The sequence below is a fragment of the Cupriavidus lacunae genome (assembly GCF_003353055.1).
Classification (GTDB): Bacteria; Pseudomonadota; Gammaproteobacteria; order Burkholderiales; family Burkholderiaceae; genus Cupriavidus; species Cupriavidus lacunae.
Window position 1 is genome coordinate 142,730 of sequence record NZ_QKWJ01000006.1, and the last position, 21,079, is coordinate 163,808.

The window sequence follows — 21,079 nt, forward strand, 5'->3', positions numbered from 1 at the left end:
CGCGCCGGAATAGCCGGTCAGGCTGTTGCGCGTGGCGGTATCGAGATTGGTGGTGTAGGCGGCGGTGGCGTGCAGGCTGAGGCTGCGGCGTTCTTCTTGTTATGCACAGCTAGCTCCATGTCCAGTGGCCTGGCGGAGCGCGGGCCTCCCAAGTCACTTCTGCGTCGCTGAGCAGATTAAATGCTAAAAGTGCTAAAAGCCAAGCCGTTAGACGAGCGTGTGGCAATGTGTGGACATTTAGCGACAATATTGCGCAAAGTGTGGAGGACTGCGCATGGATTCAGCTCGATGCAGCGCGGTTCGGCTTTGTGAAACGGAATGCAACCAGCCTCATGCAACACCGATCAATTACTTCATTTGCGTTATTGGATGCCGAAAGCCGGTGGCGTTAAGCTGCAAGCACGCTGAACACCCCGTTCCACGCGTACTTCACAAGCCATCGGCCTATGGACCGATGGCTTTTTCTTTGGCGCTGCCCTGCGCGGCGGCGGCCATTTCTCGCACCATGCCGACAAAGTGGTCGCGCGCGGGGTGGTCCGGCGCCGCCTTCCACGCGCAGTAGACCTCCGAGCGCACCGTCGCGTCGGCCAGCGGCCGGAATGCGGCCCCGGCCATGCCGGAGCGTGCCAGCGCCGCCGGCACCACCGCCACGCCCATTCCCTGCGAGACCAGCGACACCACCGACAGCCAGTGCCGGACTTCATGGCGGATGTGCGGGTAGAAGCCCTGCGCCGCGCACATGTCGAAGATCCGGCTGTAGTAGTCCGGCGAGGCCTTGCGCGAGAACAGCACGAACGGCTCGCCGCGCAACGCCGCCAGCGGCAGTTCCGGCAGCGCGGCCAGCGCATGGTCCGCCGGCAGGCAGCCGACAAAGGGCTCAGTGTGCACCAGCGTTGCCTGCAGCGAGTCCGGCACGCGGCCGGTGTGGATGAACGCGGCGTCGAGTTCGTCGTGCAGTAGGGCATCGATCTGCTCCTGCGAGTTGAGCTCGGTCAGCGCCACCTGGATGCCGGGATTGGCCGCCTGGAACGTGCGCAGCGTCTGCGGCAGCCCGCGATACAGCATCGAGCCGACAAAGCCCACCCGCAGCCGCCCGACCGCGCCTGCCTCGATCTCGCGTGCCAGCACTCGCGCGGCCTCGGCCTGGGCCAGCAGCGCCGTGGCCGATTCGCGGAAGGCGCGCCCGGCCGCGGTCAGCCGCACGCCGCGGCTGTCGCGGTCAAACAGCCGCGCCCCGACCGAGGCCTCCAACTGCTGGATGTTGAGCGACAGCGGCGGCTGGGAGATGGCAAGCCGGCGCGCGGCCCGGCCAAAGTGCAGTTCCTCGGCCAGCACGAGGAAGTAACGCAGGTGTCGGAATTCCATGGCGATACAGAAATTATATGGATCAAGCCAATTTTAGAATTAGACGCGAATCCTTGGGGTTCCAATAATGGAGTCCAAGGGACCGTCAGCCGGAGCCCGCCCAATTCCAGGAGACCAGCCATGCCGTCCAGCGCCGTGCGCGACACCACACTACAAGCCCACCCCGCCGCACCGGCCGCTGCCCATCCGGTACCGGATCGCCAGGGCGGCAGCCTGTTCGCCGCCGACCCGGACCTGCGCGCGCTGCTGCCGCTGTACCTGCCGGCCGACCTGTTCAACCACCTGCTGCCGCACCTCGAGCGCATGGGTGCACTGGCCGGCGGCGTGCTCGACGAGCTGGCCAGCGTGGCCGACCACCATCCCCCCGAACTCACCTACCGCACCCGCGCCGGCGTGGACGCGCAGCGCATCGACAAGCATCCGGCCTATGTGGAGCTGGAGCGCGTGGCCTTTGCCGAATTCGGCCTGGCAGCGGCGTCGCACCGCGGCGGTGTGCTGGGCTGGGACAAGCCCATGCCGCCGGCGGCTAAGTACGCGCTCACCTATCTGTTCGTGCAGGCCGAATTTGGCCTGTGCTGCCCGCTCTCGATGACCGATTCGCTGACGCGCACGCTGCGCAAGTTCGGCGATCCGGCGCTGGTCGAGCGCTTCCTGCCCAACCTGACCACGCAGGTCTTTGACGATCTTTACCAGGGCGCGATGTTCATGACCGAGCAGGGCGCCGGCTCCGACGTGGCCGCCACCGCCACCCGCGCGGTGCGCGACGCTTCGGCCGAGGGCGGCTGGCGCCTGCTGGGCGACAAGTGGTTCTGCTCCAACCCCGATGCCGCGCTGGCAATGGTGCTGGCGCGCGTGGAGGATGAGGCTGGCAACGCCGTGCCGGGCCACAAGGGCGTGTCGCTGTTCCTGCTGCCGCGCAAGCTGGCCGACGGCAGCGACAACCACTACCGCATCATCCGCCTGAAGGACAAGCTGGGCACGCGCTCGATGGCCAGCGGCGAGATCCGGCTGGAAGGCGCGCATGCGTACCTGGTCGGCGAACCCGGCCGCGGCTTCGTGCAGATGGCCGACATGATCAACAACTCGCGCCTGTCCAACGGCGTGCGCGCCGCCGGCCTGATGCGCCGCGCGCTGACCGAGGGCCTGTTCATCGCGCGCGAGCGCCAGGCATTCGGCAAGCGCCTGCAGGACATGCCGCTGATGCGCCGCCAGCTGCTCAAGCTGACCCTGCCCACCGAGCAGGCGCGCACCATGGTGTTCCAGACCGCCGAGGCCCTGCGCCGCGCCGATGCGGGCGAGGCCGACGCCTACCCGCTGATGCGCATCCTGACGCCGCTGATCAAGTTCCGCGCCTGCCGCGACGCACGCAAGGTCACCGGCGATGCCATGGAGATCCGCGGCGGCTGCGGCTATATCGAGGAATGGAGCGATCCGCGCCTGGTGCGGGACGCCCACCTCGGTTCGATCTGGGAAGGCACCAGCAATATCGTCGCGCTCGACGTGCTGCGCGCCATCCGCCGCGAAGGCGCGCTGCCGGTGCTGCAGGCGCACCTGGCCGGCCTGCTGGCCGATACGCCGATGCATGCGGCCGCGCGTGCCACGTTTGAAGGCGCCATCGCCGCCGCTGCAAAGCTGGCCGCGCAGGCCGCCGATGCCGGCGCCGACGGTGACCTGACGGCGCGCCAGGCGGCCTCGGCGCTGTACCACGTCACCAGCGCGGTGGCGATGGCATGGGAAGCCGGCCGCATCGGCTCGGTGCGCCGCATGCGGCTGGCCCAGCTGGTCCTGCGCCACCGCGTGCTGCCGCAAGACCCGCTGGCCGCGCAGGCCGAGCCCGAGTGGCTGGCCGAGACCGTCGCGCCGGCTGACGGCACGGTGCGCGCCGCCGGCGCGATCGACCAGGTCAACGTGTTCTGACCGGCCCCACGGCCGGCACCAATTCCCCCGCAATACCATCCCGCCCCAGGGCGGGAGACGTCCTACACCCAGGAGACAACGCCATGAAACTCTGGCACCGCGTAGCGGCCATCGCCGCCTGCTCGCTCTTTATCGCCCCCGCCTTCGCCCAGAAGGACTTCCCGTCCAAGCCGATCATGATGATCGTCACCTACCCGCCGGGCGGCCCCACCGATGCCATGGCGCGCACGCTTGCGGCCGCGCTCAAGTCCAGCCTGGGCCAGCCCGTGGTGGTGGAGAACCGCGCCGGCGCCGGCGGCAATATCGGCGCCGAGGCGGTGGCGCGCGCCGAGCCCGACGGCTACACGCTGATGTTCGGCACTTCGGCGCCGCTGGCGATCAACGTGAGCCTGTACCGCAAGATCCACTACGACCCGGTCAAGAGCTTCGCCCCGGTGATCCAGATCGGCCAGCTGCCCAACGTGCTGGTGGTCAATCCGTCGGTGCCGGCGAAGAACGTCAACGAGCTGATTGCCTATGGCAAGGCGCACCCGGGCAAGCTGACCTATGCCTCGTCCGGCAACGGCGCGTCGTCGCACTTGGCCGGGGTGCTGTTCAACAACGTCACCGGCACGGATTTTCAGCACGTCCCGTACAAGGGCACCGGTCCCGCGCTCAACGACCTGCTGGGCGGGCAGGTCAGCATGGCCTTCACCGACGTGCTGACCGCGATGCCGTTTATCAAGAGCGGCAAGTTTCGCGCGCTGGGCGTGACCACCAAGGCGCGCTCGCAGGCGCTGCCGGACGTGCCGACCGTGGCCGAGCAGGGTGTGGCCGGGTTCGATGTATCGGTGTTCTTCGGCGTGGTCGCGCCCGCCGGCACGCCGCCGGAGGTGATCGGCAAGCTTAACCGTGCCTTTGCCGATGCGCTCAAGCAGCCCGAGGTACGCAAGACCCTGCAGGCGCAGGGCCTGGAGTTCGCGCCCTCGACCACGCCCGAGCAGCTCGGCGGCTTCGTCAAGGCCGAGGTGGGCAAGTGGCGCACCGTGGTGCAGAAATCCGGCGCCCAGCTGGACTGAACCGCCTGACTGAACCGCACAGAGATACCAGCCATGACCCAAACCAGCCCCGGCGCGCTCGCCGGCATCCGCGTGGTCGACCTGTCGCGCATCCTGGGCGGCCCGTACTGCGGCCAGGTCCTGGGCGACCACGGCGCCGATGTGCTCAAGATCGAACCGCCGCAGGGCGACGACACCCGCACCTGGGGGCCGCCGTTCAAGGACGGCGTGGCCTCCTACTACTTCGGCCTGAACCGCAACAAGCGCGTGATGCGGCTGGACCTGAGCGCCGACGCGGATCGCGAAGTCCTGCTCGCGTTGCTCGCCGAGGCCGACGTGCTGGTCGAGAACTTCAAGACCGGCACCATGGAAAAATGGGGGCTGGGCTACGACACGCTGTCCGCGCGCTTCCCGCGGCTGGTGCATTGCCGCGTGTCCGGCTTCGGCGCCGACGGCCCGCTGGGCGGCCTGCCCGGCTATGACGCCGCCATCCAGGCCATGTCCGGCATCATGAGCATCAACGGCGAGGCCGATGGCGATCCGCTGCGCGTGGGCTTGCCGGTGGTCGACATGGTGACGGGCCTCAATGCCGTGATCGGCGTGCTGCTGGCCTTGCAGGAGCGCGCGCGCAGCGGGCTCGGCCAGTTTGTCGAGGCCGCGCTCTATGACTCCGGGCTGTCGCTGCTGCATCCGCATGCAGCCAACTGGTTCATGAGCGGCAAGACGCCGCAGCGCACCGGCAATGCGCATCCGAACATCTACCCGTACGACACCGTCGCCACTGCCACCGACCCGATCTTCCTCGCGGTGGGCAATGACCGGCAGTTCCGCATCCTGTGCGAGCACCTGCAACTGCCTGCGCTGGCCGACGACGAGCGCTATGCGACGGCCGGCGCGCGCTCGGTGAATCGCGTGGCGCTGAAGGCAGAGCTGGAAGCCAGCCTGCGCGAATTCGACGGCAAGGTGCTGGCCGACGAACTGGTGGCCGCTGGCGTGCCGTGCGCGCCAGTGCTGTCCGTGGCCGATGCCTTGCAGCATCCGCATACACAGCACCGCGAGATGGTGGTGGAGATGGAGGGTGGCTACAAGGGGCTGGGCGCACCGGTCAAGCTGAGCCGGACGCCGGCGACGTACAGGCATGCACCGCTCACCGAAGGGAACGAGTTCCTGGACTAGACGCGGCGTTGCGTCGTTGCAAGAGAGAAGGCGGCCACATGGCCGCCTTTTTTCCATCGATGCCGACCGGTCCGTTACCCCGGAATCATCCCAGGCAACAGGTAAGCCTGCACCACCGTGATGATGCCGATGATCACGGCAAACAGCAGGCTGTGCTTCACCGTGAAGCGGAACAGCTCCGACTCCTTGCCCACCAGCCCGGTTGCCGCGCAGGCCACCGCGATGGATTGCGGCGAAATCATCTTGGCGGTGACGCCGCCGGTCGTGTTGGCGGCCACCAGCAGCGTGTCGGACACGCCGATCTGATGCGCGGTGGTGTTCTGCAGCGCGCAGAAGAGCGCATTGGACGAGGTGTCCGATCCGGTCAGGAATACCCCCAGCCAGCCCAGGAACGGCGAGAAGAACGGGAACGCCGCGCCGGTGCCGGCCAGCAGCAGCGCCAGCGTCGACGACATGCCCGAGTAGTTGGCGACAAAGGCGAACGCCAGCACCAGGCCGATCGACAGCACCGGGCGCGCCAGTTCCACCAGGGTCTCGCCAAAGGTCGCCAGCAGCGTGCGCGGCTTCATGCGCAGCAGCACCGCGGAGATCAGTGCGGTCAGCAGGATGGCAGTGCCGACGGCGGACAGCAGGTCGATCTTCAGCACTGCGTCATAGGCCTTGGGCGTGGCCACGATCGGCGCGGCCTTGATCACCATCTGGTCCAGCCCCGGGATCTTGAACTTCAGCACCGTGCCGGCCAGCGCACCGTTGGCGCCAAACAGCGCCTTGAACGGCTGCAGGCTCCACACCGTGACGACGGCGGTCAGGAGGCCGAACGGCGCCCACGCGCGCAGCGTCTGCGCCAGGGTGTAGGGCGAGGCCTTGCGGCTGGACATGGCGCCGCCGAAGCCGCCGCCGAAACCGGCCAGTGCGACGGTGCCGCCGCTGACGTTGCCACCCGCGTTGCCGCCGGCACGCTGCAACGCGCTGCGCGGCTGCCATACCTTCAGGAACGCCGCCAGCGACACCAGGCTCACCAGTGCCGAGGTGATGTCCGGCAGCTCGGGCCCGATATGGTTGGAGGTGAAGTACTGCGTCACGGCAAAGCTGCCGCCGCACACCAGCGCCGCCGGCCATGTCTCGCGCACGCCCTTGGCGCCGTCCATCATGAACACCAGCCAGAACGGCACCATCAGCGACAGCAGCGGCAGCTGCCGGCCGGCCATCGCGCCGATATGGAAGGGATCGATGCCCGTCACCTGCCCGGCGACGATGATGGGGATGCCCATCGCGCCGAACGCCACCGGCGCGGTATTGGCGATCAGGCACAGGCCCGCCGCGTACAGCGGGTTGAAGCCCAGGCCCACCAGCAGCGCCGCGGTGATCGCCACCGGCGCGCCGAAGCCCGCCGCGCCTTCCAGGAAGGCGCCGAAGGCAAAGCCGATCAGCAGCATCTGCAGGCGCTGGTCGTCGGTGATCGACAGCACTGAAGCGCGGATCACGTCGAACTGGCCGGTCTTGACCACGATCTTGTAGAGGAACACCGCGGTCACGATGATCCACGCGATCGGCCACAGGCCGTAGGCAAAACCGAAGCCCGCCGAGGCCAGCGCCTGCTGCGCGGGCATGCCGTAGGCAAAGATCGCCACGGCCAGCGCCAGCAGCAGCGTCACGGCTGCGGCCACATGGCCTTTCATGCGCCAGACGGCCAGCGCAATGAAGAAGAACACGATGGGAATGGCTGCCGCCAGCGACGACAGCCACAGGCTGCCCAGCGGCGTATAGAGTTGGGTCCAGGGTTGCACGGTTTAGTCTCCTGCTTTGGTGGTGTTTCGGGAAATCTTTGTTTTGTTGGTGAGGACTTGCGGGCCTTGAAGCTCCCGCTGATTTGCTCCCCTCTCCCCTCCCGCTTGCGGGAGAGGGGCCGGGGGAGAGGGTTGGCCGTCGTGATGCGACAGTGCTGCACTTCGTCGATGCGCCGGCCCTCTCCCCAGCCCTCTCCCAAGCGGGAGAGGGAGCACGCCCGCGCTAGTGGTGCTGGCCGGCGCTCTTACTCCGGCTGCCCCTTCTCCTTCAGAAAATCCGCCAGGCTCTTCGCCGCCGGCTTCAGCGGCGTGCGGTGCTGCGTCCATCCCATCTGTTTCGCCGGCGTCAGCGCGCGCAGCCGCGTGGCGGCCCAGCGGAACAGGCGGTACGTGGCCGGGTGCGAATACGCGCCGCTCCAGAAGCGCCACACCAGGTGTTCGCCGCGGCTGTACTTCGCGCCCTGGCCGCGCAGCGGGTTGGCGACCTGCTCTTCGGGATCGCGGTTGGCTTCGGTGCGCAGGCGCACCAGCAGTTGCGGAATCGGTATGCGCACCGGGCAGACTTCGCCGCAGGCACCGCACAGGCTCGACGCGGTGGCCAGGTCGGCAGTCGCCTCCAGCCCCAGCAAGTGCGGCGAGATGATCTTGCCGATAGGGCCGGGATAGGTCGTGCCGTAGGCGTGGCCGCCGATGCGCGTATAGACCGGGCAGTGGTTCATGCACGCGCCGCAGCGGATGCATTGCAGCGTGGCGCGCAGTTGCGTATCGGCATAGGCCTGGGTGCGACCGTTGTCGAGCAGCACCAGGTGGACCTCGCGTGGGCCGTCGCGCTCGCCGGCGCGGCGCGGCCCGGAGATCAGGTTGAAGTAGGTGGTGATGGCCTGCCCGGTGGCCGATCGTGTCAGCAGCGTGGACAGCGGCACGATATGCTCCAGCCGGGCCACGACCTTCTCCATGCCCATGATGGCGATATGCACGTCGGGCACGGTGGTGGAGAGGCGCCCGTTGCCTTCGTTCTCCACGAGCCACAGCGTACCGGTGTCCGCGGCGGCGAAGTTCACGCCGGACAGGCCGATATCCGCTTCGACAAAGGCCTGGCGCAGCGCGCGGCGGCCAGTCTGGATTAGCGCGTCGACATCCTCGGTGTAGGGCGTGTCGGGGATATGCGCCTCGAACAGTTGCGCGATATCGCCCTTGGTCTTGTGGATGGCCGGCATCACGATATGCGAGGGCTTTTCGCCTGCGAGCTGGACGATGTATTCGCCCATGTCCGACTCGATGCAGTCCACGCCGCGCTCGGCCAGGTAATGGTTCAGCTCGATCTCCTCGCTGGCCATCGACTTGCCCTTGATCACGCGCCTGGCCTGCTTCGATGCCGCGATGCGGTGGATGATCGCGTTGGCCTCGTCGGCATTCTCGGCCCAGTGCACCTGCACGCCGGCGGCGGTCAGCCTGGCCTCCAGCTGCACCAGCAGGTCCGGCAGGTTGGCCAGCGCATGCTGGCGCACCGCCTCGCCCAGGTCGCGCAGGCGCTCCAGCTCATCCGCGTCGGGGAACTGCGCCAGGCGCTTGCCCTGCAGGAAGTCCATCGCGCCGCGGAAGCTCTGGCGCAGCTTGGGATCATCCAGCGCCTCGCGGGCGCGTGCCTTGAAGTCCTGCGGGGGAACAAAATTCAGTGTCTGCTGGCTCATTGCCCGGCCTCCGCCGTGTCGGTCTCGATGACGACCCACAGCCGGCGCGGACCATGCGCGCCGTAGGCCAGCGTCTGCTGGATGTCAGACGTCTTGGACGGTCCGGAGATCAGCACCAGGTTGGTCGGCATGCCGTCGGACCAGCGCTCGGCGCGCGCGGCCAGGTGCAGGTCGGCGTGCAGGGTCGACGCGCGCACCAGCGCAACATGCAGCGGCGGCACCAGCGACACCGTGCGCGGCGAGCCCGCGTCGGGCGCGACCACCAGCGTGCCGGTCGCGGCGATGCCGGAGCGCGCCACGGTGAAGCCGGCATCGATGGTGTCGAACAGCTCGGCCTTCCAGGCTTCGATGGGGCGGTCGTAGCCAACGGCTTCGATATGCGCCGGCAATGCGGCCGCCAGCGCGGCGCCGGCCTTGCTGGCGGGATCAAGCAGCAGGCGCTTGACGTCGGCATTGGCCAGCTCAGTGGCCAGCAACGCCGGCCACGCCGCTTCGCCGGCGCACCAGACCTCGGCATGCAGGCCTTGCAGTGCTGCCTGCATCGCGGCGACCAGTTCACCCACTGCCGGCGTGCCGTGGCGGCGGGTCTCGAAATGGCCGTCGATGCGGCGGTCGAGATCCGCAGTGGCGGGGGAAGGCGCAGGCGCGGCGGCGCGCAGCCGGCCGAGCATGCGTTCGCGGGCGCCGGGCGTGCTCATGCGGCACCTCCGGTGCGGCGCCACAGGAAGGTGGCGAGGTGTTCCACCTGCAGCGGGGCGCGGTCGTGCGCGGCGGTATGGCCGATATTGAGCAGGCAGCCGCAGTCGGCCGAGACCAGCCGGTCGCAGCCGGTGGCGCAGGCCGAGGCCACCTTGTCGCGCACCATGGCGCCGGAGATATCGGGATGCTTGAGCGAGAAGGTGCCGCCGAAACCGCAGCATTCGGACTCGCGTTCATGCTCAACGCGGGTCACCCCCGGCAAGGCGTCGACCAGGGCCACGCCGTGCTGGCGCGTACCCATTTCTCGACGGGCGCCGCACGAGGTATGCAGCACGATGCGCTCCTGCGGCTGGCTCGCCGGTGCGGCGTCGCCAAAGTCCAGCTTCAGAACGTGCAGCAGGAACTCGCCCAGCTCATAGATGCGCCCGGCCAGTTCCAGCGCCTTGGGGCCGGCCACCGGATCGTCGGCAAACAGTTGCGGCCAGTGGTGGCGCATCATGCCCGCGCACGAACCGGACGGCACGATCACCGGCCAGGGCTGGCTGAACAGGTCCAGTTGGGCGCGCGCCACCGAACGGGCCGCGTCGGGGTTGCCGCTGCTGTAGGCGGGCTGGCCGCAGCAGCTCTGGCCGCGCGGGAAGTGCACGGTGAGCCCTTCGCGTTCGAGCAGCCGCACGGCGTCAAGGCCGGCCTGCGGCACGAACATGTCGACCAGGCAGGTGGCAAACAGGTAGACCTGCGTGGGGGCAGGGCCGGTGGGGTACTGACGATCCTTCATGTCTCGCTCCGGGCGTGCTGGGGTCGCACGTTTCGGCGCATAATTCCCGCTTCCGCGCGGCGTGACAAATTGGTTGGACCAGTTTTCCCGGCGACCCGCGCAAGTTCAGGAGCGAGGACACACGGTATGACGGCAGCAAGCCACGGGCGCACCCGCGGACGCGTGGAGTCGGTGATGCGCCGGATCGAGACCGCGCTGCTCGACGGCACCTGGCCGCCCGGCACGCGCCTGCCGGCCGAGCGCGTGCTCGCCGGGCAATACGAGGTGGCGCGCAACACCGTGCGCGAGGCGATCCAGCGCCTGGCCGCGCGCGGCCTGCTGCAGAGCCGGCGCGGCGCGGGCGTCTACGCCACCGACCAGCTGCGCGCCGGCATTGCCTCGCCGTGGGGCCAGCTGGTGGCGGACCATCCCGCGCTGCGCGACGACATCCTGGAGTTCCGCCGCGTGTTGGAGGGTGCCACGGCCTACTTCGCGGCGCTGCGCGCCGACACCGCCGACGTCAAGCGCATCCGCGCGCTGATGGCCGAACTGGAACGCGCGCGTGCCGCCGACGACAAGCAGGCGGAGGCCGATGCCGATGCCCGGCTGCATGACGCCATCGCCCAGGCCTCGCACAACACCATGTTCCTGCACCTGCATACCAGCGTGATCGGCATGCTGCGCGAGCACATCACCATCAACGGCACCGGCCTGCGTGAACAGGACGACAGCGCGTCAGACCTGCTCCTGCTGCAGCATCGCACGCTGTGCGATGCGATCTGCGCGCGCCGCCCGGAAGAGGCGCGCACCGCCATGCAGACCCATATCGACTTCGTGCGCAGCCGGGTGGAGCAGGACGGCGCCTGAGCCGCCTGGCCGGACATTGGTCCTACCACCGCCCCGGCGTGCCGGCGGCGGCATTCAGACCAGCCCGGCGCCGGCCAGCTCCCGCTTCAGGTAGGCATAGAAGATCGGCCCGGCGATCACGCCCGGGATGCCGAACAGCGTTTCCATCAGCAGCATCACCATCAGCAGTTCCCACGCCGCGGCCTGGATGCGCGCGCCGATGATGCGCGCGTTCAGGAAGTACTCCAGCTTGTGGATCACCACCAGGAACACCAGCGACGCCACCGCGATCGGCAGCGATACCGACAGCGATGCGACCACGATGGCCGTATTCGAGATCAGGTTGCCCAGCACCGGCAGCAGCCCGGCCACGAAGGTGATCACCACCAGCGTCTTGGTCAGCGGCAGGTGCACGCCAAAGAGCGGCAGCACCAGCAGCAGGTAGATCGCGGTCAGCAGGGTGTTGATGGTGGAGATCTGGATCTGCGCGAAGATGAACTGCGAGAACGCCTGCTGCAGCGTGCGCGCGCGCGCCACCAGCGCCGCCGCCAGCGGCCGTCGGTTGGGGCGCGCCACCGCGCGGTACAGCGCCACCATCGCGCCGATCACCAGCCCGATCAGGATATGCACCAGTGTGCGCAGCACCTCGGCACCCAGCTTCTGTGCCATCGCGGCGTGCTCGCGCAGGGTCTCGATCAGCGTGTTGGCCAGTTCGTCCACGCCATTGGGCAGTGCATCGCTGAGCCACCGCGGCAACTGCCCGTGCGAGCGGTCGATGATGTCCGCCACACGGTTGAGCAGTCCGTCCAGGTTATTGCCCTCGCCGCTGACAAAGCGCACCAGCAGCCAGCCCGCCAGCGTCAGCCCGAAGAGGATCACCGCCGACAGGATGGCCACCGCCAGCGCGTCGTGGCGCTGGTTCAGGCGCTTCAGGCGCGGCGCCAGCACGTCCACCAGCGAGTACAGCAGCAGCCCGGACAGCAGCGCCGCCACCAGGTTGGCGTGCAGCACGGTCAGGAGCGCGAGGGCGGTCAGCAGGTAGGCGACGGTGCCGACGCTATACCACGCGGCCGGCAGCAGGCGCGGGGTGGTGGTCGGGTCGGGGTCTTTCATCGGGGTCTCCGGCATGCAATTTGCTGAAAATTATTCTGGATTCTCGCCGATCCAGATGTTGTGCCTGCGTCAGGCCGCGCGCGCTGTCGCAATGTCTTCGCGATGTTGGCATAACGCCACACACAAAGGGTGTCTATATTAGGGGGAATCGCGCCCGGCGCACCGCTGTCGTCGTCTGGCCCCAAGTCCAGGAATGGAACGCATGGCCTACTCCCATACTATCGGCACCCGGCGCCACGTCTTTGCCGATCTCCGTACGCTGCTGGCCCGCGCCAGCCCCGCGCGCTCCGGCGACGCCCTGGCCGGCGTTGCCGCGGCCAGCGAGCAGGAGCGGATGGCGGCGCGGCTGGCGCTGGCCGAGGTGCCGCTGACCCGGTTCCTCAACGAGACGCTGGTGCCGTACGAGGAGGACGAGGTCACTCGCCTGATCCTCGACCGCCACGATACCGCGGCCTTTGCCGCCATCGGTGCCACCACCGTGGGCGACCTGCGCAACTGGCTGCTGCGGCATGAGACCAACAGCGCGATGCTGGCGCGGGTGGCGCCGGGCATCACCCCGGAAATGGCCGCGGCGGTCAGCAAGCTGATGCGCAACCAGGACCTGGTGGCGGTGGCGCGCAAGTGCCAGGTGGTCACGCGCTTTCGCAGCACGGTGGGGCTGCCGGGCCGGCTCTCGGTGCGGCTGCAGCCCAACCACCCGACCGACGATCCCAAGGGCATCGCCGCGTCGATCATCGACGGCCTGCTCTATGGCTGCGGCGATGCCACCATCGGCGTCAATCCGGCCTCGGACAACTTGGGCGCCATCGTCTCGCTGCTGCGCATGATCGACGAGTTGCGCAGCCGCTTCGACATTCCCACGCAATCCTGCGTGCTGACCCATGTCACCAACACCCTGCGCGCAATCGGGCAGGGCGCGCCGGTGGACCTGGTGTTCCAGTCCGTGGCCGGCAGCGAGCGCGCCAACGCGGCCTTTGGCATCAGCCTGTCGCTGCTGGCCGAGGCGCACGACGCCGCGCAGGCGCTGGCGCGCGGCACCGTGGGCGACAATGTGATGTACTTCGAGACCGGGCAGGGCAGCGCGCTGTCGGCCAACGCGCACCACGGCGTCGACCAGCAGACCATGGAGGCGCGGGCCTATGGCGTGGCGCGCGCGTTCTCGCCGCTGCTGGTCAATACGGTGGTGGGCTTTATCGGGCCCGAGTACCTGTACGACGGCAAGCAGATCATCCGCGCGGGTCTGGAAGACCACTTCTGCGGCAAGCTGATGGGCGTGCCGATGGGCTGCGACGTCTGCTACACCAACCATGCCGAGGCCGACCAGGACGACATGGACACGCTGCTGACGCTGTTCGGCGTGGCCGGCATCAACTTCATCATGGGCGTGCCGGGTGCCGACGACATCATGCTCAACTACCAGAGCACCTCGTTCCACGATGCGCTGTACCTGCGCGAGGTGCTCGGGCTGCGCCCGGCGCCGGAGTTCGAGGCCTGGCTGCAGCGCATGGGTATTGCCGACAGCACCGGCCGGCTGCTGGCGCCCGCGGCGCGCCAGCCGTTGCTGCAGATGGCCCACAGCCTGTAAGGACCCGCCGATGACGGCCAGACGCCAGCCCCCTGCCAGTCCCGCCACCGCCGCCGAGGTCGACGACGATCCCTGGCAGCGCCTGCGCCGGTTCACGCGCGCGCGCATTGCGCTGGGCCGCACCGGCCACAGCCAGACCACCGACGCCGTGCTGGCCTTCGGCCTGGCCCATGCGCAGGCGCGCGATGCCGTGCATCTGCCGCTGGACGTGGGCGCCGTGACCGCGGCGCTGGATGCGGCAGCAGTGCCGAACGTGGCCGTGCACAGTGCGGCGCCCGACCGCGCGGATTACCTGCGCCGCCCCGACCTGGGCCGCCGACTGGACGATGCCAGCCGCGAGCGGCTGGCCGCGGCGCGGCCGCGCGAGGCGCCGGATGTGGTGTTCGTGATGGCCGATGGCCTGTCCGCGCTGGCCACGCAGACCCATGCGCTGCCATTGCTGGATGCCACGCGCCAGCGCCTGCCGCAAGAGTGGCGCATCGGCCCGGTGGTGGTGGCCGAGCAGTCGCGCGTGGCGCTGGGCGATGAGATCGGGGAGATCCTTGGCGCGCGCCAGGTGGTGATGCTGATCGGCGAACGACCGGGGCTGAGTTCGCCCGACAGCCTCGGCATCTACCTGACCCATGGGCCGCGCACGGGGCGCACCGATGCCGAGCGCAACTGCATCTCCAACGTGCGGCCCGAAGGGCTGCCCTATGTGCAGGCCGCCGACCGGCTGGCCTTCCTGCTGCGCGGCGCGGCGGCGCTGGGGCGCTCCGGCGTGGACCTGAAGGACGACAGCGTGCCGGCGCTGCCCGCGGGCTGAATTCGCCCTACGCCAGAATGCAAAACGGCCACAGCGCGGGTACGCAACCCGCGTGGTGGCCCTACCGCGCGCCGCTTACATCATGCGGCGCGAAAACTGCCCATGCCCCGCATCCGACATCAGCTGCGAGAACTGCTCGCCGCTCATGTGCACCAGTTCCTGGTGGTCGCCGCCCTCGAAATACACGTCGGGCTGCTTCATCAGGCTGTCGTCCACGTAGGTCTGCATGCCGTAGGCCATGGCCACCGGCGGAATCGCGCCAAGGTCGCAATCCTTGAAGATCTCGCGGATCTCGTCCTCATGCGCCAGCACCAGGTTGCGCCCGGTCTGTTCGCAGATGGCGGCCATCTGCAGGTGATGGCTCGAAGGGATCACAGCGGCGACGTAGCCGCGGTCATCTTCCAGCAACAGCGTCTTGGCCAGACGGTCCCCGGGCACATGCGCGGCCTCTGCGGTGGCCATGCTGCTCAGGGTGTAGGGGTGGCGGATGATGTCATATTGGGTGTTCTTGCTGCTCAGGCAGTTTGCCAGGGTGCTAGCCAGGGCCATGGTGGCTCCTTAGATGCGGATGCGCCAACGGTTATCCTTGTGCTCCTACTATAGTGCCTGGCGCCATCCCTGACGGGGCGAGCTACCGACGCAGCCGCGGCCACACCGCCTGCAGCTCGGTCTTCAGGAAGTTCAGCAGGTAGCGCGTGGCCAGCGTCTGGTAGCGGTTGGGCATGGTCAGCATATAGAGCTTGCTGCCGAACACGCTGATGCGGTAGTCGGAGAGCAGCGGCACCAGCGCCCCGCTGTCCAGTTCCGCGCCGATCGCATAGATCGGGAAGAAGCCGATGCCCAGGCCTGCCAGCACCGCCTCTTTCAGGAAGGCAAAGTTCTCGGAGGTGAGCGTGGGCTCCAGCACCACCTGCTCCCGGGTCACAGCACCATCGCCGCCATCGTGCCGCGTGCCCGTTGCCTTGAGCTTCTGCCCCTCGGGCGACGCGCAGACGAACGCATGCCCCTGCAGCCCGGTCAGCGTCTGCGGCGCCGGGTGGCCGGCCAGGTACACCGGCGACGCGCACACGATCCAGTCGACTTCGCCGATCTCGGTGGCGATCACCGAATCCGGCGGCGTGGAGATGATGCGCAGCGCCACTTCCACGTCCTCGGACACCAGGTTGTGCACGCGGTTGTCGAAGACCACGTCGAGCGTGATGTCGGGATAGCGCTGCTTGAACAGCACCAGCAGCGGCGACAGCAGCGAATGACCAAGACCGGTCGGCACCGAGAGCCGCACATGGCCCTGCAGGCTCTTGCCCATATTGCTGATCAGCGCATTGGCGGCCGCCACCTCGCCCAGGATGTTGCGGCCGTGCTCGTAGAGCCCAGCGCCGACCGGGGTCGGCTCGACATGGCGCGTGGTCCGGCGCAGCAGCTGCACGCCCAGCTCTTCTTCCAGCGCCTTGAGCCGGTAGCTGACATTGGCGCGCGTCATCTTGAGCTTGCGCGCAGCCGCGCTCAGGTTGCCCGCGTCGACGATGTCGACGAACAGGCGCAGGGCGTTCAGGTCCATGGGGTGATCAATGAAAGACGGGGGCGATTGCAGCCCCCGTATATTGCCATGCTCGCGCAGGGGTCCCGCGGCATTGCACCGCGGGTGCGTATCAATGCTCGTGATGCAGGTACTTGGCCTGGCGCGGCAGGCGCAGGCTGACGAGGAAGGCGATCACCATCATCAGGGTCACGTACCAGTAGAACGCAGTCTCGTGGCCCAGCGTCTTCATGCCCAGCGCCACGTATTCGGCCGAGCCGCCGAAGATCGCATTGGCGATGGCATAGGCCAGGCCCACGCCCAGCGCGCGCACCTCGGCCGGGAACATCTCGGCCTTCACGATGCCGCTGATCGAGGTGTAGAAGCTGACGATGGCCAGCGCCGCGGCGATCAGCACGAAGGCAAGCTCAGGGCTGCTGACCGTGCCCAGCGCGGTCAGGATCGGCACCGTGAAGAGCGCGCCCAGCGCGCCGAACAGGAGCATGTTGGCGCGCCGGCCGATGCGGTCGGAGAGCGCGCCGAACAGCGGCTGCATGCACATGTACAGGAACAGGCAACCGGTCATCACATAGCTGGCGGTCTTGATCGACATGCCGGCCGTATTCACCAAGTACTTCTGCATGTACGTGGTGAAGGTGTAGAAGATCAGCGAGCCCCCCGCGGTATAGCCCAGCACCGTGAAGAAAGCCGCCTTGTGGTTGCGGAACAGCTCGGCCACGCTGCCGGCCTCCTTGCTGCCGCGGCTGGCGGCCGACGAGGTCTCGTGCAGCGTGCGGCGCAGGAACAGCGCCACCACCGCAGTGATGGCGCCGACCACGAACGGGATGCGCCAGCCCCAGGCCTTCAGTTCGGCTTCGTCCAGCAGTTGCTGCAGGATCACCACCACCAGCACCGCCAGCAGCTGGCCGCCGATCAGCGTCACGTACTGGAACGACGAGAAGAAGCCGCGCCGCCCGCGCAGCGCCACCTCGCTCATATAGGTGGCGGTGGTGCCATACTCGCCGCCGACCGACAGGCCCTGGATCAGGCGCGCCAGCAGCAGCAGCGCCGGTGCCCAGTTGCCGATGCTGGCATAGGTGGGCAGGCAGGCGATCATCAGCGAGCCGGCGCACATCATGACCACCGAGATCAGCATCGAGTTCTTGCGGCCGTGGCGGTCGGCAATGGTGCCGAACAGCCAGCCGCCGATGGGGCGCATCAGGAAGCCGGCGGCAAACACGCCGGCGGTGTTCAGCAACTGCGCGGTGGGATCGGCCTTGGGGAAAAACGACGGCGCGAAATATATCGCGCAGAAGGCGTAGACGTAGAAGTCGAACCATTCGACCAGGTTGCCAGAGGATGCGGCCACGATGGCGAAGATGCGCTTGCGCACTTCCTCGGGGCTCGGGGGTGCCGTCCGGGCTTGGGTGGCGGTGAGATCGGTCATGTTTTTTGTCTTGGCAGTCAGGGTCGCGCGTGGCAACCGCGGGTCAGGTCGCGCTTCGCAGTGCAGGCAGCATAGGCCGGAAATGCGGCGGCCGCAGGTCCGCCGGCATGGCGGAGCGGCAAGGAGGAACACGGGGAAGGCCGGGCGGGGAGCCCATAGGTCTGGGGCGTGAACTGGCGCGCACTGCGGCGCATTTGCCACCCAAGCGTAGCCGGATCCGGGCGACCTGCCCACCATTCCGTGTGCTGCGGTGCGGCATAATCACTGAGCCGCGACGCAACCATCAGGGTTTGCGGGCGATTGTTCGCCAGGCTGGACACTGAATCCCGCTTAGGACCGTCTGGCGCCGAATCGCTACAGGATATTGCACGCGCTGCGGCTTGCACTGTGCGCGGGTCTGGGCAATGATGCGAGCCAGACCTTCAACTGGCCCACTGCGCCCCTGTTTGCCATGCACCGCTCGTTGTGCCGATGGCTGTGCCTGCCATTGCTCTTTGCCTGCGCCAGCGCCCTTGCCCAGGACCTGGTCGAATGCAAGCGGATCGAGCACGACCAACTTGTCACCGCCTCGCAGGAAACGCTGCTGTTCCTGCGCTGCCGCGCGCGCCAGGTCGCATACGAGGCGCCGCGCCTGAAGGGCGTGTCGCAGCGCGTGAAAGACGACCTGGTCTTTGCCTGCCTGGACCAGGCCGACGCCGTGGAGCACCAGCTGCGCGTGCGCCATGGCTACTCGCGCGAGGCGCTGGCGCGCCAGCGCTGCGAACTGTCAGTGCCGACACCGGGGGGCTGAGGCGGGAAACCCAATGCATTAGCCGGAACTTCCCCGCATCCCCGCAAGACCCCGGCGTGCCGCATGCGCCGCACTGGCGCCCCCGTCGCGGAATTCCCGCGCTGGCATTGCTGGCTCCGCCTGCGCCGCCCCCAAGCATGCGTTAAGATCCTTCCTTTCCAGCCGTCTTTGGTGCTGTATTCCGCCGCTGTAGCCGCATTTCGCCATGAGCAACCTGAACCAGCAATCCATTCTTTCCGTCCATCACTGGACTGACACCCTTTTCAGCTTTACCTGCACGCGCGACCCTGGTTTCCGCTTTGAAAATGGCCAGTTCGCCATGGTCGGGCTGGAGGTGAACGGTCGCCCGCTGCTGCGTGCCTACAGCATCGCCAGCGCCAACTATGAAGAAACGCTGGAATTCTTCAGCATCAAGGTCCCCGACGGCCCGCTGACCTCGCGCCTGCAGCACCTGCGCGAGGGCGACCAGATCTATGTGGGCAAGAAGCCGACCGGCACCCTGCTGGTGGACAACCTGCTGCCCGGCAAGACCCTGTGGCTGCTGGCCACCGGCACCGGCCTGGCGCCGTTCCTGTCGATCATCCGCGACCCGGAGGTCTACGAGCGCTACGACCGGGTCGTGCTGACCCACACCTGCCGCTTCGTGGAAGAACTGGCTTACCGCGAACTGATCCAGGAACACCTGCCGCAGCACGAGCACCTGGGCGAACTGGTGCGCGAAAAGCTTGTGTACTTCCCGACCGTGACGCGCGAGGAATTCGACAACCGCGGCCGCATCACCGACCTGATCGCCTCCGGCGAGCTGTTCGAGCGCCTGGACGTGGCGCCGTTCTCGACCGAGAACGACCGCATCATGCTGTGCGGCAGCCCGGACATGCTCAAGGACGTCCGCGGCATCCTGGAAGGGCGCGGTTTCACCGAAGGCAATATGAGCCACCCCGGCCATTTCGTGCTGGAAAAGGCTTTCGTCGGCTAGATTTTCATCGACTAAAGCCGGCTTGTCCCGGCGCGGATCGGTCCGCGCCGGGGCGCATCTCTGCTACACCCCCCGCCTACACCTCCCGCGTCATCCCCTTCAGGTCGATCCACTCGGCAAACTGCGCCTCGGTGACATGCCCGGACGCGATCGCCGCCTCGCGCAGCGACAGGTTGCGCTTGACCGCCAGCTTGGCGATTTCCGCGGCCTTGTCGTAGCCGATATGCGGGTTGAGTGCGGTCACCGGCATCAGCGAGCGCTCCAGCAGCTCGGCGATGCGTTCGCGGTCGGCTTCGACGCCTTCGACCATATGCTCGGCAAAGCTCGACGCGGCACCTGCCAGCAAACTCACTGACTGCAGCAGGCTGTAGATGATCACCGGCTTGTAGGCGTTCAGCTCCAGCGTGCCCAGCCCGTTGGCCAGCGTCACCGTGGTGTGGTTGCCGATTACGCGGCAGCACACCATTGCCAGCGCCTCGGCCTGGGTCGGGTTGACCTTGCCCGGCATGATCGACGAGCCCGGCTCGTTGGCCGGCAGCACCAGCTCGGCAAAGCCGGCACGCGGGCCCGAGCCCAGCAGCATGAAGTCGCGCGCGATCTTCAGGAATGACGAGGCCGTGGTGTTGAGCGCGCCGGACAGGTCGGCCAGTGCGTCGTGCGAAGCCTGCAGCGCATAGCGGTTGGGCGCGGGCTCGAACGGCAGGCCGGTGTAGTCGGCAAGCGCCCGCGCGAACGCCGCGGCGAAGCCGTGCGGCGCGTTCAGGCCGGTACCCACCGCGGTGCCGCCCTGCGCCACCGGCATTGCGCGCAGCATGGCCTGCTGCAGCCGCGACTGCGCATCGGCCACCTGGGTCATGTAGCCCGAGAACTCCTGTCCCAGTGTCAGCGGCACCGCATCCTGCAGGTGGGTGCGGCCCACCTTGACGATATCGGCAAAGGCTTCCACCTTGCGCGCGAAGGTCTGCTGCAGCGCCTCCAGCGCCGGCAGCAGTTCCTGCTGGATCGCGCGCGTCGCGGCGATATGCATCGCGGTGGGAAAGCTGTCGTTGGAGGACTGGCTGGCGTTGACGTGGTCGTTGGGGTGCACCGGCGTCTTGCTGCCGACCTTGCCGCCCAGCAGCTGAATGGCGCGGTTGGCGATGACCTCGTTCAGGTTCATGTTGGTCTGCGTGCCGGAGCCGGTCTGCCAGACCGACAGCGGGAACTCGTCGGGCCAGCGGCCTTCGATGACCTCGGTCGCGGCCTGTTCGATCGCCTGCGCCAGTTCGGGCTTGAGCACGCCGAGCTCGCCGTTGGCGCGTGCCGCGCACAGCTTCAGGATGGCAAAGGCCTCGATCAGCGACGGCGGCATCTTCTCGGTGCCGATGCGGAAGTTCTGGCGCGAGCGCTCGGTCTGCGCGCCCCACAGGTGATCGGCGGGCACGGGCACATCGCCCAGGCTGTCTTTCTCGATGCGGGTGGCGGAGGTGGACGGGTCAGACATGGGCGGACTCCTTTGCAAGGCAGCGAACGGTTGGACCGGGTGGCTTGGTGCAGTCCATTAGAATACCGCTTCACCGTGACAGGCGCCCA

18 protein-coding genes are annotated in these 21,079 nt (G+C 68.0%); 8 read left to right on the forward strand and 10 right to left on the reverse strand.

The window, feature by feature from the left end; all coding sequences use genetic code 11:
- Positions 1–444: 444 nt before the first annotated feature.
- A complete protein-coding gene (locus tag DN412_RS07895; RefSeq protein WP_115013984.1) occupies positions 445–1,365 on the reverse strand; it encodes a LysR family transcriptional regulator in 921 nt (306 codons plus the stop codon).
- 120 nt (positions 1,366–1,485) lie between these two features.
- On the opposite strand from DN412_RS07895, the gene DN412_RS07900 reads away from it, so the two are divergent.
- The 3 genes from DN412_RS07900 (at position 1,486) to DN412_RS07910 (ending at position 5,495) form a co-directional block, all read left to right on the forward strand.
- Positions 1,486–3,282, forward strand: a complete 1,797-nt coding sequence (locus DN412_RS07900) for an acyl-CoA dehydrogenase family protein (protein WP_115013985.1) — start codon at positions 1,486–1,488, stop codon at positions 3,280–3,282.
- 83 nt (positions 3,283–3,365) lie between these two features.
- Positions 3,366–4,340, forward strand: coding sequence for a Bug family tripartite tricarboxylate transporter substrate binding protein (locus tag DN412_RS07905; RefSeq protein ID WP_115013986.1), 975 nt, complete (start codon positions 3,366–3,368; stop codon positions 4,338–4,340).
- Positions 4,341–4,373: 33 nt separating this feature from the next.
- The gene (locus DN412_RS07910; protein ID WP_115013987.1) at positions 4,374–5,495 is read left to right on the forward strand and encodes a CaiB/BaiF CoA transferase family protein; all 1,122 of its coding nucleotides are present in this window, start codon (positions 4,374–4,376) and stop codon (positions 5,493–5,495) included.
- A 74-nt stretch (positions 5,496–5,569) separates the two neighbouring features.
- Here DN412_RS07910 and DN412_RS07915 read toward each other — a convergent pair whose 3' ends face one another.
- The 4 genes from DN412_RS07915 to DN412_RS07930 form a co-directional block, all read right to left on the reverse strand.
- On the reverse strand, positions 5,570–7,282 hold the full coding sequence (locus DN412_RS07915; protein WP_115013988.1) for a lactate permease LctP family transporter: 1,713 nt from the start codon (positions 7,280–7,282) through the stop codon (positions 5,570–5,572).
- 245 nt (positions 7,283–7,527) lie between these two features.
- Complete coding sequence (locus DN412_RS07920; protein WP_115013989.1) at positions 7,528–8,973, reverse strand: LutB/LldF family L-lactate oxidation iron-sulfur protein; 1,446 nt, start codon at positions 8,971–8,973, stop codon at positions 7,528–7,530.
- Positions 8,970–9,671 carry a LutC/YkgG family protein gene (locus DN412_RS07925; protein WP_115013990.1) on the reverse strand — a complete coding sequence of 234 codons (702 nt, stop codon included), beginning with the start codon at positions 9,669–9,671 and terminating at the stop codon, positions 8,970–8,972. The genes DN412_RS07920 and DN412_RS07925 overlap by 4 nt, the downstream gene beginning before the upstream one ends.
- Positions 9,668–10,450: a (Fe-S)-binding protein gene (locus DN412_RS07930; protein ID WP_115013991.1), complete on the reverse strand. Its 783-nt coding sequence runs from the start codon at positions 10,448–10,450 to the stop codon at positions 9,668–9,670. Before DN412_RS07930 ends, DN412_RS07925 begins: the two co-directional genes overlap by 4 nt.
- A 126-nt stretch (positions 10,451–10,576) precedes the next feature.
- Here DN412_RS07930 and DN412_RS07935 point away from each other — a divergent pair, with 126 nt between their 5' ends.
- Positions 10,577–11,296, forward strand: coding sequence for a FadR/GntR family transcriptional regulator (locus tag DN412_RS07935; RefSeq protein ID WP_208647578.1), 720 nt, complete (start codon positions 10,577–10,579; stop codon positions 11,294–11,296).
- Positions 11,297–11,350: 54 nt separating this feature from the next.
- On the opposite strand, the gene DN412_RS07940 is transcribed toward DN412_RS07935, so the two are convergent.
- Entirely contained in the window at positions 11,351–12,388 is a 1,038-nt protein-coding gene (locus DN412_RS07940; protein WP_115013992.1) for an AI-2E family transporter, read from the reverse strand.
- Positions 12,389–12,590: 202 nt separating this feature from the next.
- On the opposite strand from DN412_RS07940, the gene DN412_RS07945 reads away from it, so the two are divergent.
- Together DN412_RS07945 and eutC are read left to right on the forward strand one after the other, a co-directional pair.
- The gene (locus DN412_RS07945) at positions 12,591–13,973 is read left to right on the forward strand and encodes an ethanolamine ammonia-lyase subunit EutB (RefSeq protein ID WP_115013993.1); all 1,383 of its coding nucleotides are present in this window, start codon (positions 12,591–12,593) and stop codon (positions 13,971–13,973) included.
- Between the two features lie 10 nt (positions 13,974–13,983).
- Entirely contained in the window at positions 13,984–14,778 is a 795-nt protein-coding gene (eutC, locus tag DN412_RS07950) for an ethanolamine ammonia-lyase subunit EutC (protein ID WP_115013994.1), read from the forward strand.
- Positions 14,779–14,853: 75 nt separating this feature from the next.
- Here eutC and DN412_RS07955 read toward each other — a convergent pair whose 3' ends face one another.
- The 3 genes from DN412_RS07955 to DN412_RS07965 form a co-directional block, all read right to left on the reverse strand.
- Positions 14,854–15,327, reverse strand: a complete 474-nt coding sequence (locus tag DN412_RS07955; protein ID WP_078198738.1) for an aminoacyl-tRNA deacylase — start codon at positions 15,325–15,327, stop codon at positions 14,854–14,856.
- 82 nt (positions 15,328–15,409) lie between these two features.
- Complete coding sequence (locus DN412_RS07960) at positions 15,410–16,336, reverse strand: LysR family transcriptional regulator (protein WP_115013995.1); 927 nt, start codon at positions 16,334–16,336, stop codon at positions 15,410–15,412.
- Positions 16,337–16,427: 91 nt separating this feature from the next.
- Entirely contained in the window at positions 16,428–17,741 is a 1,314-nt protein-coding gene (locus DN412_RS07965) for an MFS family transporter (RefSeq protein WP_115013996.1), read from the reverse strand.
- Between the two features lie 364 nt (positions 17,742–18,105).
- Between DN412_RS07965 and DN412_RS07970 the strand changes: the two genes are divergently transcribed.
- Both DN412_RS07970 and DN412_RS07975 read left to right on the forward strand, forming a co-directional pair.
- The gene (locus DN412_RS07970; RefSeq protein ID WP_244222589.1) at positions 18,106–18,531 is read left to right on the forward strand and encodes a hypothetical protein; all 426 of its coding nucleotides are present in this window, start codon (positions 18,106–18,108) and stop codon (positions 18,529–18,531) included.
- 205 nt (positions 18,532–18,736) lie between these two features.
- The gene (locus DN412_RS07975) at positions 18,737–19,507 is read left to right on the forward strand and encodes a ferredoxin--NADP reductase (protein WP_078198742.1); all 771 of its coding nucleotides are present in this window, start codon (positions 18,737–18,739) and stop codon (positions 19,505–19,507) included.
- A 76-nt stretch (positions 19,508–19,583) separates the two neighbouring features.
- On the opposite strand, the gene fumC is transcribed toward DN412_RS07975, so the two are convergent.
- The gene (gene fumC / locus DN412_RS07980) at positions 19,584–20,990 is read right to left on the reverse strand and encodes a class II fumarate hydratase (RefSeq protein WP_115013997.1); all 1,407 of its coding nucleotides are present in this window, start codon (positions 20,988–20,990) and stop codon (positions 19,584–19,586) included.
- Positions 20,991–21,079 lie beyond the last annotated feature (89 nt).

Coding starts and splice junctions, on each gene's coding strand:
- DN412_RS07895 (WP_115013984.1), bottom strand. CDS start 1,365: ATGGAATTCCGACACCTGCGTTACTTCCTCGTGCTGGCCGAGGAACTG.
- DN412_RS07900 (WP_115013985.1), top strand. CDS start 1,486: ATGCCGTCCAGCGCCGTGCGCGACACCACACTACAAGCCCACCCCGCC.
- DN412_RS07905 (WP_115013986.1), top strand. CDS start 3,366: ATGAAACTCTGGCACCGCGTAGCGGCCATCGCCGCCTGCTCGCTCTTT.
- DN412_RS07910 (WP_115013987.1), top strand. CDS start 4,374: ATGACCCAAACCAGCCCCGGCGCGCTCGCCGGCATCCGCGTGGTCGAC.
- DN412_RS07920 (WP_115013989.1), bottom strand. CDS start 8,973: ATGAGCCAGCAGACACTGAATTTTGTTCCCCCGCAGGACTTCAAGGCA.
- DN412_RS07925 (WP_115013990.1), bottom strand. CDS start 9,671: ATGAGCACGCCCGGCGCCCGCGAACGCATGCTCGGCCGGCTGCGCGCC.
- DN412_RS07930 (WP_115013991.1), bottom strand. CDS start 10,450: ATGAAGGATCGTCAGTACCCCACCGGCCCTGCCCCCACGCAGGTCTAC.
- DN412_RS07935 (WP_208647578.1), top strand. CDS start 10,577: ATGACGGCAGCAAGCCACGGGCGCACCCGCGGACGCGTGGAGTCGGTG.
- DN412_RS07940 (WP_115013992.1), bottom strand. CDS start 12,388: ATGAAAGACCCCGACCCGACCACCACCCCGCGCCTGCTGCCGGCCGCG.
- DN412_RS07945 (WP_115013993.1), top strand. CDS start 12,591: ATGGCCTACTCCCATACTATCGGCACCCGGCGCCACGTCTTTGCCGAT.
- eutC (WP_115013994.1), top strand. CDS start 13,984: ATGACGGCCAGACGCCAGCCCCCTGCCAGTCCCGCCACCGCCGCCGAG.
- DN412_RS07955 (WP_078198738.1), bottom strand. CDS start 15,327: ATGGCCCTGGCTAGCACCCTGGCAAACTGCCTGAGCAGCAAGAACACC.
- DN412_RS07960 (WP_115013995.1), bottom strand. CDS start 16,336: ATGGACCTGAACGCCCTGCGCCTGTTCGTCGACATCGTCGACGCGGGC.
- DN412_RS07965 (WP_115013996.1), bottom strand. CDS start 17,741: ATGACCGATCTCACCGCCACCCAAGCCCGGACGGCACCCCCGAGCCCC.
- DN412_RS07975 (WP_078198742.1), top strand. CDS start 18,737: ATGAGCAACCTGAACCAGCAATCCATTCTTTCCGTCCATCACTGGACT.
- fumC (WP_115013997.1), bottom strand. CDS start 20,990: ATGTCTGACCCGTCCACCTCCGCCACCCGCATCGAGAAAGACAGCCTG.